The 13174-nt window shown below is 62.2% G+C and carries 13 protein-coding genes; 9 read left to right on the forward strand and 4 right to left on the reverse strand.

What is annotated here, in order from left to right:
• Positions 1 to 46: 46 nt before the first annotated feature.
• From RO069_RS06555 to RO069_RS06565, 3 genes are all read right to left on the reverse strand, one after another.
• On the reverse strand, positions 47 to 223 hold the full coding sequence (locus RO069_RS06555; RefSeq protein WP_328186122.1) for a hypothetical protein: 177 nt from the start codon (positions 221 to 223) through the stop codon (positions 47 to 49).
• A complete protein-coding gene (locus RO069_RS06560; protein WP_328186124.1) occupies positions 213 to 809 on the reverse strand; it encodes a hypothetical protein in 597 nt (198 codons plus the stop codon). The genes RO069_RS06555 and RO069_RS06560 overlap by 11 nt, the downstream gene beginning before the upstream one ends.
• Before the next feature lie 168 nt (positions 810 to 977).
• Positions 978 to 1532 (reverse strand): hypothetical protein, encoded by a 555-nt coding sequence (locus RO069_RS06565; protein WP_328186126.1) that lies wholly within the window; start codon positions 1530 to 1532, stop codon positions 978 to 980.
• 257 nt (positions 1533 to 1789) lie between these two features.
• On the opposite strand from RO069_RS06565, the gene RO069_RS06570 reads away from it, so the two are divergent.
• Genes RO069_RS06570 through RO069_RS06590 form a run of 5 tightly spaced genes read left to right on the forward strand, consistent with a single transcriptional unit; the run spans position 1790 to position 7122 of the window.
• The gene (locus RO069_RS06570; RefSeq protein ID WP_328186128.1) at positions 1790 to 2569 is read left to right on the forward strand and encodes a (Fe-S)-binding protein; all 780 of its coding nucleotides are present in this window, start codon (positions 1790 to 1792) and stop codon (positions 2567 to 2569) included.
• Complete coding sequence (locus tag RO069_RS06575) at positions 2566 to 3996, forward strand: LutB/LldF family L-lactate oxidation iron-sulfur protein (protein WP_328186130.1); 1431 nt, start codon at positions 2566 to 2568, stop codon at positions 3994 to 3996. The genes RO069_RS06570 and RO069_RS06575 overlap by 4 nt, the downstream gene beginning before the upstream one ends.
• Complete coding sequence (locus RO069_RS06580; RefSeq protein WP_328186132.1) at positions 3993 to 4643, forward strand: LutC/YkgG family protein; 651 nt, start codon at positions 3993 to 3995, stop codon at positions 4641 to 4643. Before RO069_RS06575 ends, RO069_RS06580 begins: the two co-directional genes overlap by 4 nt.
• The gene (locus tag RO069_RS06585; RefSeq protein ID WP_328186134.1) at positions 4640 to 5581 is read left to right on the forward strand and encodes a DMT family transporter; all 942 of its coding nucleotides are present in this window, start codon (positions 4640 to 4642) and stop codon (positions 5579 to 5581) included. Before RO069_RS06580 ends, RO069_RS06585 begins: the two co-directional genes overlap by 4 nt.
• Positions 5582 to 5583: 2 nt before the next feature.
• Entirely contained in the window at positions 5584 to 7122 is a 1539-nt protein-coding gene (locus RO069_RS06590) for a hypothetical protein (protein ID WP_328186136.1), read from the forward strand.
• A 57-nt stretch (positions 7123 to 7179) separates the two neighbouring features.
• Here the strand turns inward: RO069_RS06590 and gloA are convergent, their stop codons facing one another.
• Entirely contained in the window at positions 7180 to 7728 is a 549-nt protein-coding gene (gene gloA / locus RO069_RS06595) for a lactoylglutathione lyase (protein ID WP_328186138.1), read from the reverse strand.
• 245 nt (positions 7729 to 7973) lie between these two features.
• Between gloA and RO069_RS06600 the strand changes: the two genes are divergently transcribed.
• The 4 genes from RO069_RS06600 (at position 7974) to RO069_RS06615 (ending at position 13156) form a co-directional block, all read left to right on the forward strand.
• Positions 7974 to 9014: a lysylphosphatidylglycerol synthase transmembrane domain-containing protein gene (locus tag RO069_RS06600; RefSeq protein ID WP_328186140.1), complete on the forward strand. Its 1041-nt coding sequence runs from the start codon at positions 7974 to 7976 to the stop codon at positions 9012 to 9014.
• Positions 9011 to 11260, forward strand: a complete 2250-nt coding sequence (locus RO069_RS06605) for a glycosyltransferase (protein WP_328186142.1) — start codon at positions 9011 to 9013, stop codon at positions 11258 to 11260. Before RO069_RS06600 ends, RO069_RS06605 begins: the two co-directional genes overlap by 4 nt.
• A gap of 95 nt (positions 11261 to 11355) precedes the next feature.
• On the forward strand, positions 11356 to 12303 hold the full coding sequence (locus RO069_RS06610; RefSeq protein ID WP_328186143.1) for a YbgA family protein: 948 nt from the start codon (positions 11356 to 11358) through the stop codon (positions 12301 to 12303).
• A gap of 52 nt (positions 12304 to 12355) precedes the next feature.
• Entirely contained in the window at positions 12356 to 13156 is an 801-nt protein-coding gene (locus RO069_RS06615; protein WP_328186145.1) for a substrate-binding periplasmic protein, read from the forward strand.
• The last annotated feature ends 18 nt before the right edge of the window (positions 13157 to 13174 follow it).

Below are 13174 nucleotides of genomic sequence, written 5' to 3' on the forward strand. Positions count from 1 at the left end.
AATATCAGATGCAATACCTGTAATGCCGAAGCCCGACAGGGCCACACTATTGCCGGGTGCCGGCTTTGAGTTCCAGATAGCCGCAGTACGCATTAAACCCGAAGGCGGAAAAGAAAAGCAGATAGAAAAGAGCACTGTTCAATTCCGGGCCTGAGAGGAACCAGACGATGCCCAGCGCGAGCAGAACGCTATAGAACAGAACGAGTACCAGCTTAGGTTTCATCGAGTTGGCAACTTTGAATGAGTTTTGTAACGGCTTCAACGCTTTGGGCATTTGAGGGTACTGAGCCCGTCTCTGTACCGGCATCGATACCAGAAACGTTAAACACCTGCACACTGTCCCCATACCGTCTCGCATGGAATCCATAGGTAAAGGGCAAGGACTCGTCCACTGCATCAAACGTCACCACTAATCCTTGCTTTGTACTGGACTGGCGGGGCGCCTCCAACACGGCATGCGCTCCCGACTCAACAAGCAACTTTCTATAGTTTTCCGCAATGACTTCAGTGAGATCGCCGACGCCCGCCTGCTCAATACCGTCCAGCAATGAATTATCAGAAGTAGGAGAATGAAATTCGTATGCTGTTCCCTCCCAATGGTAACCCTCCTGATCGTACGACAGCTGATATCGCACGTAGGAGTCACCTTCGGAATAGCTGATATCCGCGCTGGGTACTACGTTGGAGACATTTGAGCAATCAAGCGGATCTGCCATAGCCGTCATTGAGGACAACGTCAGAAGAAAACTGGCCAAACAACTCTGCCGTATTCCCCGCGACACCATTCCCAGAGCACTATTGCGGGTCATGGTTGCGCTTGTTGTATTTGAAGAACAGGAAGCTGCCATTGATCAGTGCCACGGTCCAAACACACCAAAAAAGCAACCCCTGCTGGTCCAAAGGTCTGGTCTCCCACACCCAGATCACAAACGCAAATATTGCACTGTATTTAGCGCAGACCAGCAGGATTCGCAGGCTCATTGAAAGTAAGGGGAGTCTTTGATTTGGGACCGTCTCTGCTGTTCCTGAATCGAGGCGTCAAGCTCGGAGCTGTTACCAGCGAATGCGACACCGATAACAAGCAAGGCCACACCTTTGGGCCCTAATCTGCCATTCCTGAGAATCTCAGTAATCACATCCTTGCCTGAACTGAGGGACAGAGTGGCCCCGGTTATGGCACCAATTTTGTTGACCGTCTGATGAAACCGGATGTCGTCAGCCAATTCTTCGTTGGTCAATGACCAAAGACCCCACTGGGGATTAACGAAGGTGGTATCCAGGGTAACTTTCACCAGCTTTGCGACAAACGCTTTGTTTGGCAACGACTTGATCTTCTCCATTGCCTCGATACGTTGCCTACGGTCCAAGTGCCTGTACAGGATAGTTGCACACATGGCCTCCACACCCGCCTCACCGGATTGCTCTGCAACAGTCGGAGATACATCAAGTATTCTGGCGAGGACTCTTAGCTGGCCTTGGGTATCGGTAGGCAGATGGTAAGGCAGATCTGAAACGCTTGGCATGTCAGTCATGTCGAATTTCCTTATTCGGTGTCTGAGCGCCCAAAGTAGCAGAGTGTTTCCGAAAACGGAATCTGACACACCTATGAATCGTGAACATCCTCACGGCTCGGGGTTAGCCAGTGATTCCTTGATAGACAGATTGTGTGAATGCAAAGGCTCCGCAGTTTCCTCGATCCTAGCATACAACCTCCTCCCAAAGTCGCCTGGACAGAGCCATGGGGTACCCCTATCGTTGTCATCAACGATTCACCGTCAGATGTTCCGCCATGGCCGATACCCTCAAGTTGTATCCAAGCAAGCCCGACAAAGTCTATTTCTACGGCACCTGCCTGGTGGACCTGTTCTACCCGGAGGCCGGCATGGCCGGTATCCGCCTGCTGGAGCGGGAGGGAATCGAGGTGATCTTTCCCCAGGACCAGACCTGCTGCGGCCAGCCCGCCTGGACCTCGGGATACCATGACGAAGCCCGTGCCGTGGCCCGGCGGCAACTGGACCTGTTCCCGGAGGATTATCCCATCGTGGTGCCCTCCGGCTCCTGTGGCGGCATGATGCGACAGCATTATCCCCAACTGTTCCGGGACACCCCGGAACTGGAAGCCGCCAGGGAGGTTGCCGGACGCGTCTGGGAGCTGACGGATTTCCTGCTGAATGTCTGCCATATCCAGCTTCAGGACCTGGGCGAGCCGGTGACCGTGGCCATGCATACCTCCTGCTCCGCCCGCCGGGAACTGGGGCTTGGCGGTACCGGTCCGGCGCTGCTGTCACAGCTGGACAAGGTCACGGTGGTGGAGCAGGCCCGGGCCGAGGAATGCTGTGGCTTCGGCGGTACCTTTGCGGTGCGGCACCCGGAAATCTCCGGCGCCATGGTATCCGAGAAGGTGGCCACCCTCACCGACACCGGCGCCCGTGAGTTCGTCACCACCGACTGCGGCTGCCTGATGAATATCGACGGTTACGCGGAAAAACAGGGTGCCCCCCTGAAAGGTCAGCATATCCTCAGTTTCCTGTGGCAACGTACATCCGGCGAGGACGGAGGGCCGGCATGAGCGGGCAGCCGACCCACGATCCGGACGTGCGGGAGTTCCATCCCCGCGCCCGGGCCGCCATCGACGACCCGCAGATCCGCCAGAACTTCCGTCGCGCCATGGACGGCCTGATGGGCAAGCGCAAGACCGCGTTTGAGGGTTGGGACCTGGAAGCGCTGAGAACCCTGGGGGCCGATGTACGCCGCAATGCCCTCGCCAACCTGCCGGATCTGCTGGAGCAGCTTGAGGAAAAACTCACCGCCAATGGCGTTCGCGTGCACTGGGCCCTGGATGGCGACGAGGCCTGCCGGATTGTCACCGACATCTGCCGGGCCCGGGATGCCCGCACCGTGATCAAGGGCAAGTCCATGGTGAGCGAGGAAATGCACCTCAACCACCACCTGGAAAAACATGGCATCGAGGCCCTGGAGTCCGACCTTGGCGAGTACATCGTCCAGCTGGCCGGGGAAACGCCCTCCCACATCATCATGCCCGCCATCCACAAGAACACCGGCGAGATTTCCGACCTGATGCATGAGCGCACCGGCACCGAGCGCTCCACGGATGTGGAATACCTCACCGCCAGCGCCCGCCAGCAACTGCGGGAGAAGTTCATGGGGGCGGATGTCGGCATCTCCGGCGTCAACTTCGCGGTGGCGGAAACCGGTACCCTGTGCCTGGTAGAGAACGAGGGCAATGGCCGCATGACAACCACGGTGCCGCCCTGCCATATCGCCGTTACCGGCATCGAGAAGGTGGTGCCGACGCTGGAAGACATGTCCGCCCTGCTCGCCCTGCTGACCCGGTCCGCCACCGGCCAGCACATCACCACCTACGTCAACATGATTTCCGGCCCCCGCCGGGGTGAGGAACTGGACGGCCCGGAAGAGGTGCACCTGGTGCTGGTGGACAATGGCCGCTCCGGCATCTATCAGGACGATGAACTGGTGGATACCCTGCGCTGCATCCGCTGCGGCGCCTGCATGAACCACTGCCCGGTGTATACCCGGGTGGGCGGCCACACCTACGGCACCACCTACCCGGGGCCCATCGGCAAGATCCTGATGCCCCACCTGGTGGGCCTGGACGAGGGTCGACACCTTCCCAGCGCCTCCAGCCTGTGTGGCGCCTGCGGTGAAGTCTGCCCGGTGAAGATCCCGATTCCGGACCTGCTGGTGCGGCTGCGCCAGGAATCGGTGGACGGCGACCGGCTGCATCCGGCGGTGGTCGACGGCCATGGCGCCAAACGGAACACCGCCGAGGCCCTGGCCTGGAAGACCTGGCAGTTTGTCCACGCCCATCCCCTGGCCTACCGCATGGGGACTGCTGTGGGCAGCCAGCTCAGGGCCCTGCAACCTTCCCGACTCGGCGCCTGGACCCGCTACCGGACGGCCCCGAAGCTGGCGGCCCGCACCCTGCACCAGCAGATGAAGGACCGACGCCCATGAACGCCCGGGACACCATCCTGCAGCGCCTGCGGAACCGCACCGGCGATGCCTTGCCAACCGCAGAGCGGGATTTTGCTGCCATGGAACGGCCAGACTGGAGCACGGACGAGAAACTGGCCCGGTTCCGCCAGGCCATGGAACCGGTACATGGGGAAATCCACGACTGCCGTGGCGGCGATTGGGTGGCATGCTTGTCCACTTTGCTGGCCCAACGTCAGGTTGACCTGATGCTGGTCGGCAATGGCGCAGAGCCACTGGCCACCCTGAAGGCGTCGCGGCAGGACCTGCCGGAACTGCTGATCTACGACGAACCGGTGGAAAGCTGGCAGGAGCACCTGTTCAATCAGGTGGGCGCGGGCCTGACCACCACCCGTGGTGGCATTGCGGAGACCGGGTCACTGATCCTCTGGCCCTCGGCGGAGGAACCCCGGCTCACGAGCCTGGTGCCCCCGATCCACGTTGCCCTGCTACAGGCTTCCCACCTCCACGGCACCCTGCGGGATGCCATGGCGGCGCAGGACTGGTCCGGTGGCATGCCCACCAACGCCCTGCTGGTGTCCGGACCGTCCAAGACCGCCGACATTGAGCAGACACTCGCTTACGGGGTCCACGGCCCCCGGGAACTGATCGTACTGGTAGTAGAATGATCCGAGGCGCCCTGCTCATTGCCTTTACCTCACTGCTGTGGGGTACCACCAGCATTGTGGCCAAATTCCTGTTCGCCGACACCGACCTGCAACCCCTGACCCTGGGGCTGTTACGGCTGGTGGTGGCCCTGCCCTTCTTCTGGCTGCTGATGAAGGGGGAGCTGGACCGGGCTGCAAAGGCATCGGGGGAACGCAAACGCCTGTGGCCCAAGCTGACCACCCGGGGCCTGCTGGTACTGGCCAGCCTGGGCCTGTTCCAGGCCTTTTACCAGGGCAGCTACCTGATGGCGGTGGACATGATCGGCGCCGGTATCGCGACGCTGATCGCCCTGTGCCTGCCGCCAGTGATGGTGGCCATCCTGGCGACACCGCTGCTGGGGGAGAAGCCCCGGCTGGTGACGGTGATCGCCCTGCTGGCGGCCATCGCCGGCACCGGCATGCTGGTGGCCAGCGATATTGATACCGCCGGCAGCTTCCGGCTGGCGGGCATCCTGATGGCCCTGCTGGCGGCCACCGTCTATACCGGCTTCAACATGACCAGCCGCTACAACTCGGCGGGCACGCCGGTGTTCACCACCGCCTTTGTCTGCTTCCTGGTGGCCGCCCTCCTGCTGTTGCCGCCGGTGTGGCTAAGCGGCGGATTTGCCGACCTGGCCAGCCTGGGGCTGAAACAATGGCTGATGGTCATCTATATTGGTGTGGTACCCACGTGCCTGGGCTATGTCTGTTTCTTTACCGGGATGAAGACCACGCCGGCCACCCTGGCGAGCATTATCGTTACCCTGGAGCCACTGTTCGTGGCGCTGCTGGCGTGGCTGATCCTGGGTGAGATCCTGGGCGTTATCGGCATTGCCGGCGCCATAATCCTGACCCTGGCGGTGATCGTTGCCTCCGCCAGCAGTCGTACCGCATCAACGGGAAAGGAGGACACCAACTGACCATGCAGTCCGGACCAGAGCAGGACCCCGAAGGCATCGCCTTCCCCCGGGACCCATCCAGCGGCCGCCGCAGCACGTCCGAGGCGTCTCGGCATATCCTGGCGGCGGCGGCCGGCGCCGTATCGGAGGACGCTGCCGAGGCTATCCGGCAGACCCGGAACTGGCGCAAGGGTTATGCGGATCATTTCCATCGCCTGGTGGAACTGGGCCTGGCCAGCCCGGAGGCAGCGGTGGCCATTGCCCGGGCGGCACTGGACGCCACCCGGCGGGAGTTCGTCTTCCACGGTGCCGATGGTGACCTGGGTATCGACGACGCCATGGCCCGGCCCAGGGATGAACTGACCACCCTGACCATCGACGGACGCAGCACCGAAGGGCCAGCCCCGTGGGCCGTGCCCGTGGATGGCGAATGGCTGTCCGGCGACCGCCTGCGGGTGCAGCTGGAACGCTGGGTGGTCCGGGGCGTGATGGAGCCTTCCGCCGCCGATGCCCTGCACCGGTGCCTGGACAACCCGGACTGGTTTGACCTGTCGGACCGTACCTTTGCCCTGCTCGGGGCCGCGTCCGAGGCGGGCCCCCTGGGCTGGCTGGCCCGCTGGCGGGCACGCCTGGTGGCCATCGATGTGCCTGCGACCGGGCCCTGGAACCGTATCCTTCAGGAAGTCCGCCAGGGCAACGGCGTGCTCCACGCTCCCGTCGCCGCCAGTGCCAGGGTGACTGAACAGGACCTGCACAATGGCTGGCAGGAGGGCCTCGGGGCCAACCTGCTGACCCAGGCCCCGGCCATTGCCCGCTGGCTCGCCGGGTTCGGGACGCCGCTGGATGTGGGCTGCCTGGCCTATCTGGATGGCGAGAAGCACACCCGGGTATCGGTGGCCATGGATACCATTGCCGAAGCACTACAGCAGGACAATCCTGATACCACCATCGCCTATATGGCCACGCCGACGGACAGCTTCGCGGTGCCGGACGCCGTGGCGAACCGGGTGATGACCGCGTGGCGGGAACGTTCCATACTGAAGAAGGCCGTGCAATGGCCCCTGGGTCGCCATGCCTTTGCCCCGGGCGTCACCCGGAAGTACGAGTGCAGCAACGGCAAGCGCTACGGCATTGTCGACAGCACCATTACCCAGCAGGGACCCAACTACGCCCTGGCGAAACGGCTCCAGCAATGGCGGGCCACGGTGGCCCGGGCCGACGGGCGCCATGCGGTGATGAATATCGCGCCCTCCACCACCACCCGCTCCGTGACCAGCAATCCGGCTCTGGCGGCGGGTTTTGCAGGGGCGGACCTGTTCAACGTGGAAGTGTTCGCGCCGGAAACCACCAATGCCCTGATGGCGGCGCTATGGGTGCATGAACTGAGGCACGGGAAGGCGGCATCCAGGCCGGACACCGCCCTGGACCATCCGTTCGAACTGTTCATGGACAACGCCATCCATGGCGGCCTGTGGTCGGTGCCCTACCTGCCGCGTACGGTGCTGCCCTTCGCGGCGGCCGCTGGCTTCATGCGGCAGCACCTGCAGGGCCGAAAACGCTAACGATGGCAGCAAGCCGGGGGCATCTCCGGCCCCCGGCGAAAGGGCAGCTATCGCGGATCAGTTGTCCTTGCGCTGGCGCTCCATCATGTCCGGCTGCAGAATCTCGATCCAGTAGCCGTCCGGGTCTTTGATAAACGCGAGACCTTTCATCTTGCCGTCATCCGGGCGCTTGACGAAATCCACACCCAGTTTCTCGAAGCGCTCGCAGGCCGCATAGACATCCGGCACGGCGACGCCGATATGGCCAAACCCCTGGGGCTCGTCGTTGCCATTGTGGTAACGGAAGTCGTCGTCGTTCTCGGTTCCCCAGTTGTGGGTCAGCTCCAGCATCGCCTCACGGCCAAAGGTGAAGGTGGTCCGGTGACCGTCGTCCCCGGGCACCATCTGCGCCTGGCGATCGTCCAGGTAACCCAGGAAATACAGGGTGAACTCCATTTCCGGGAAGTCCAGCTTGCGCACCAGGCGCATGCCCATGACACGGGTGTAGAAATCCATGGACGCTTCGGGATTGCGGATGCGCATCATGGTCTGGTTGAAGACATAACCTTCGGTCTCCGGCACCAGCTCGTCATGCAAACCGGGCGCCTGCTCAAAATGTCGGGACATGGGGGGCTCCATTTGGGCGGTGGGTTTGAATTATCCATTATACCTGCGATTGCAACCGGCGGATTTCAAGGGTGTCGGTGGTGCGCCTGGAGTCTGTGCGCTGGAAATCCCGTAGACTCCTGGCCTCCACCATCCCGGCGGGGCTACACTATGCCCTGTTTTTTCTACGGAAACGCTGACAGGGTCCCAGGCCCGGGCCGCCGCCCGCCGGATGATCCCAGCGACTCCCCAATGGATCCGGAACCATGGCGAACCCACAGCAACCTTCCACCTCCGGCCGGCGCCTGCTTGTCTTTTCCCTGTTGTTCCTGGCACTCACCGGCGCGGGACTGTGGGTGGTCTACCAGCAGTTCGCCGACCGCAGCCTGACCTTTGACTGGCGGCTGTTCTCACCCTGGACGCTGGCCACCGTAGGGGGACTGCTGCTGGTCTATTTCGCCAGCGACGGCCTGCGCCTCTACTTTACCCTGCGGGCCCTGGGCTACCGGGTCCGCCCGAGGGCTATTGCCCGCCTGGTGTTTATCAATATCTTCTTTTCCAACGTCACGCCCATGGCCACCGGCGGAGGTTTTGCCCAGATCTGGTACCTGCAACGGGAGGGGGTGCCCCTGGGCTTTGCCACGGCGGCGACCACCATACGCACGGTGCTGGCGGTCGCGTTTATTTTCTCGCTGGCGCCGGTGTTCCTGATGACCCTGCCGGCCCTGAAGAACCAGCCCCTGCTGGGCCAGATCACCTGGATACTGTCGCTGCTGATCGTGCTCTACCTGGGATTCTTCGCGGTGGTGCTGTTCCGCACCCGCTGGCTGATCCGGCCACTGACCGGGCTGCTTAGCCTGCTGGACCGGTGGCACCTGATCAGCCCGGCCAGGCACCGGCGCTGGCAGTTCAAGGCCCGGCGGGAAATGATGCGCTTCTCCCGGAGTTTCGGTTTCTACGTGAAGGGCGACCGCCGCTGGGTAGGGTTGTCAGTGGCATGCACCGCGGTGTTCCTGCTGAGCCTGTTCAGTTTCCCCTGGCTGCTGATGACCGGGCTGGATTACGATGTGTCATGGCTGAACTCCCTGGGCCTGCTGGTGGTCACCACCTTTATCATGTATTTCTCACCCACGCCGGGGGCATCGGGAATCTCGGAAGGGGTATTCGGCAGTTTCTTCCGGGACATCCTCAGCGGTAATCACCTGGTACTGGTGACCATCGCCTGGCGGGTGGTCACCATCTACCTGGGCATGCTGATCGGACTGGTGCTGTTGCAGAGGGATCTGGCGAGGAGTCACAGGAAATGATCCGCAATCCGCTGAAATGGCTGTTCTACCTCAACATCACGGTGGTGGCCCTGCTGTTGGGCTACAAGGCCTACCTGAACTACTTCCTGCCGGAATTCGAGGGGGTCCACACCCAACAGCTGGAAGCCATCCACCGCGCCGTTGACGACAGTGACCGGTTCCGGTTCGCGGTGGTGGGCAATATCAACAACTCCGTCGGCATGTTCGAGAATCGCATCATCCCGCGCATCAACGCCAGCGATGCCAGCTTCCTGATCTCCGCCGGCAACGCCGTGAATAATGGTGGTGAAGACAAGTACCAGGCGCTCTACGGCACCCTGGGGAAGCTGGAGATCCCCTACCTGCTGACCTTTGGCGAGAATGAACACAGCACCTTCGGCAGCTACCGGTTCTACGAGCACTTCGGCCCCCACTACTTCAGTTTCCGGGTGGCCGACACCCGGTTCATCTTCCTGGACAGTACCGGCAAGACCCCCTGGCGCTGGCAGATACGATGGCTGACCGACCTGCTGAAGGAGGACAGCTCGAAACACCGGATGGTATTCGTGGGCCATCCGCTGTTCCAGGTGGACGATGCCCTGCTGTTCGATGACGAGGACGACTACCTGCACCCGGAGGCCTTCCGGGAGGCCCTGCTGTCGCTGTTCCGCAAGCATCGGGTGGACACGGTGTTCTCGGCCAACATCGCCACCTGGTCCGAAACCGAGGTGGACGGTACCCGCTTTATCACCACCGGCGGTGCCGGCGGCCTGGTACTCAATACCGACAACAGTTTCTACCACTACCTGATGGTGACCGTGTCGGATGAGGGGGTCAGCACCGAACTGGAGCTGATCGAGACCCGCCAGCACCCGCTGCTGAAACACCTGGAGGCGTTCTGGTTCTTTATCTATTCCCTGTTCTACACCGGCTTCCTGAACTTCGTGCTGATTGTCAGCGTGCTGACTATCCTTGCCATCAAACTCTACACGGTGGTGTTCCGGGGCCGGGACTACTACCCCAACTATGACCTGGACCCGACCCCGTTTCTGGACCGCCCCCTGAAGGTCACCATGTTCACCAACAACTACCTGCCGTTCATTGGTGGCGTGCCCATTTCCATCGACCGCCTGCGTCGGGGCCTGATCGCCCTGGGAGATGAGGTGCAGGTGGTGGCCCCCGCCTACCAGGACCAGCCGGACCGGGAGGAACGGGTGCTGCGGGTGCCATCGCTGCTGTCCATGGGGGCCCGCAGCGAGTTCCGCATGGCCAACATCTTCCTGGGGCGGATCCGTCGCGGGGTGCGCGACTTCCGGCCGGATGTGATCCACCTGCATCACCCCTTCTGGCTGGGGTCCCTGGGCCTGTTCATGGCCCGTGTGCTCAACGTACCGGCGGTATACACCTACCACACCCGCCTGGAGCACTACGCCCACTTTGTGCCCCTGCCGGGCCTGCTGTTCCGCAACCTGATCTCCCATGCCCTGATCAAGCGCTTTGCCAGCCGCTGTGACGGGGTGATCGTGCCCACCTACTCCACCGAGGAATACCTGCGCATGATCGGGGTCAAGACCCCGTCCTATGTCCAGCCGACGGGGATCGAGTACGAGCGCTTCCGACAGGTGGGAGCGGAGGAGATCGAGGCCCTGCGTGAACGCCTTGGGCTGCCGGCGGACACCCGCGTCTTTGTCAGCGTGGCCCGGCTGTCCAACGAGAAGAACATCGATTTCATGATTGATGCCCTGGCCGGGTTGCGCCAGCAGTCCGACACGCCCTTCCACTTCCTGATGATCGGCGACGGCCACCAGCGTGACCGCCTGCAGGCACGTATCCGGGAGTTGGACATGGACGACTGCATCAGCCTGGTGGGGGCCGTGCCGCCGGACGAGATGGCGGTCTGGTACCGGCTGGGGGACGCCTTCCTGTTTGCCTCCAAGTCGGAAACCCAGGGCATGGTGATCCTGGAGGCCATGGCCGCGGGCCTGCCGGTGGTGGCGGTGCGCTCCAGTGGTATCGACGACGTCATCCACCATGGCGTTAACGGCTATAAGACTCCGGAACGTCACGACCTCTGGTGCGAGCGGGTCAGGCAGCTGCTGGACGATGACGGCCTCAGGCGGACGCTCTCGGACAATGCCCTGGCCTTTGCCCGGGACTACTCGGTGGAAAACTTCGCCGGCAACGTCCGGGAAATCTACGCCACCCTGCTGGCAGCCCGGCTCGACCAGGAGAAACAGCGGCGATTCGGTCGCGGATCCGGGGCCTGAGAGGGCCGGAAATGGCGTCTCGGTGATCGACCCGCGACCAGCGCTCGTATACTCTGGAACAGAGTTCGGCCCACGATTCCAAAGAGCCTGTCGGCATGAGCAAGATTCCCGTTGGCATCAGTACCTGCCTGCTTGGCAGGGAGGTCCGCCATGATGGCGGCCATAAGCATTCCCGCTACTGCACCCAGGTGTTGTCACGCTACTTTGATTTCCGTTCCATCTGCCCCGAACTGGAAGCCGGCCTGGGCGTCCCCCGCCCCGCCATCCACTTGCGGGAGGTCGATGACGGTCTGAAACTGGTGGAGGTGAAGGGTGGTGACGACCACACTGTGGCCATGCAGGGCTTTATCGACCAGGTCCTGCCCTCCCTGGCGGAGCTGAGGGGGTATATCCTGATGGCCAAGTCCCCGTCCTGCGGCATGGAGCGAATCAAGGTTCACAACGCCGATGGCAATGTCACCCGCCGGGACGGTCGTGGCATGTTCGCGGAGGCACTGATCCGGGAATATCCGCTCATGCCGGTGGAGGAAGAGGGCCGCCTCAACGACGACCAGTTGCGGGAAAATTTCATTGAGCGGGTCTTCGCCTACGATGACTGGATGCAGAATGTGGCCGGTGACCGGCTGACACCCCAGGCGCTGATCGAATTCCATACCCGCCACAAGTTCCAGTTACTGGCCCATTCGGAGAAGATCTACCGCCAGCTTGGCCCCATGCTGGGGGACCTGAAATCCGCCCCCCTGGAGGATATCGCGGGCCGCTACATCCACCGGTTCATGGAAGCCATGACCCAGCGTGTCAGCCGGGGCTCCCACGTCAATGCCATGCAGCACCTGATGGGCTACCTGAGAGAGGTGCTTGAGGACGAGGAACGCAAGGTGCTGCTGGAGCAGATTGATGCCTACCACCGCGGCGAAGTACCCCTGATCGTGCCGATGACGCTGTTGCGCATGGCCCAGCGCCGGGAACCCATCGATTACCTCAGCAGCCAGCATTACCTGTCGCCATACCCGGATGATCTGGGCCTGAGGAACCGGATCTAGTGCCGCCCTGTGGCGTGATGCCCAGCCTGGGCTATAGTTCAAGAGTCCGGATGTGAGTAGCACACCCGGTCACCCCCAAACCAATAACAAGGCTCCAGTACCAACCATGCGCCACTGTGTCATTGCCCTCATGCTACTGATGTGGGCACACACCGCTGTCAGTGACGACGTCCCGGACACGCTGACCTTTAACGTCAGCACCGGGGGGTACCCACCCTTCACCATTGTCCACGAGAACGGCACCGTCTCCGGTATCTTCTGGGACACACTTGTAGTTATCAGCCAACGGCTGGATATACGGCTGGATTCCATCGAGATACCGCCCAAGCGCAGTGACAACCTGCTTCGGGAAGGCTACTCGGATGTCACCATGAGGGCCATCGAGTGGACCACCACCCCGGATGAGTTTGTCTTCTCCGATCCGGTGATGATGACCCGTGATGCCATATTCGTACATGACGAAAGCCCCCATGCCATCGAGGACCTCAGCGACCTGAAGGGCACGTTACTGACCCGACTGGGTTTCCGGTATCCCTGGCTGACGGAGCACCTGGACACCGGAACGGTGACCACCATACCGGTGCAGAAACAGCGCCCCCTGTTCAAGCGCCTGTACCATGGCGGCGACCGCTTTGCGGGGGCGGTCAGCAACGCCCACGCCGGCTACTGGGTGCTGAAGAACCATCCCTCCTGGGACGATCACATCAGCGAGGCGCCCATTCGCCTGGACGAGGTCGCCTACCGCCTGATGTTCCCACCCCGCCACGCGGAGCTGGTTCCCCTCATCAACCGGGAGCTGGCCAGGATGCGGGAATCCGGGGAGCTGGCCGGGATTATCGAGTCCTATCAGTGAGGCAACCGGCATCGGGAG

This window comes from Marinobacter sp. OP 3.4, from assembly GCF_036224885.1.
Taxonomy (GTDB): domain Bacteria; phylum Pseudomonadota; class Gammaproteobacteria; order Pseudomonadales; family Oleiphilaceae; genus Marinobacter.

Coding starts and splice junctions, on each gene's coding strand:
- RO069_RS06600 (WP_328186140.1), top strand. CDS start 7,974: ATGGCGAACCCACAGCAACCTTCCACCTCCGGCCGGCGCCTGCTTGTC.
- gloA (WP_328186138.1), bottom strand. CDS start 7,728: ATGTCCCGACATTTTGAGCAGGCGCCCGGTTTGCATGACGAGCTGGTG.
- RO069_RS06580 (WP_328186132.1), top strand. CDS start 3,993: ATGAACGCCCGGGACACCATCCTGCAGCGCCTGCGGAACCGCACCGGC.
- RO069_RS06590 (WP_328186136.1), top strand. CDS start 5,584: ATGCAGTCCGGACCAGAGCAGGACCCCGAAGGCATCGCCTTCCCCCGG.
- RO069_RS06585 (WP_328186134.1), top strand. CDS start 4,640: ATGATCCGAGGCGCCCTGCTCATTGCCTTTACCTCACTGCTGTGGGGT.
- RO069_RS06565 (WP_328186126.1), bottom strand. CDS start 1,532: ATGACTGACATGCCAAGCGTTTCAGATCTGCCTTACCATCTGCCTACC.
- RO069_RS06610 (WP_328186143.1), top strand. CDS start 11,356: ATGAGCAAGATTCCCGTTGGCATCAGTACCTGCCTGCTTGGCAGGGAG.
- RO069_RS06555 (WP_328186122.1), bottom strand. CDS start 223: ATGAAACCTAAGCTGGTACTCGTTCTGTTCTATAGCGTTCTGCTCGCG.
- RO069_RS06570 (WP_328186128.1), top strand. CDS start 1,790: ATGGCCGATACCCTCAAGTTGTATCCAAGCAAGCCCGACAAAGTCTAT.
- RO069_RS06605 (WP_328186142.1), top strand. CDS start 9,011: ATGATCCGCAATCCGCTGAAATGGCTGTTCTACCTCAACATCACGGTG.
- RO069_RS06575 (WP_328186130.1), top strand. CDS start 2,566: ATGAGCGGGCAGCCGACCCACGATCCGGACGTGCGGGAGTTCCATCCC.
- RO069_RS06560 (WP_328186124.1), bottom strand. CDS start 809: ATGACCCGCAATAGTGCTCTGGGAATGGTGTCGCGGGGAATACGGCAG.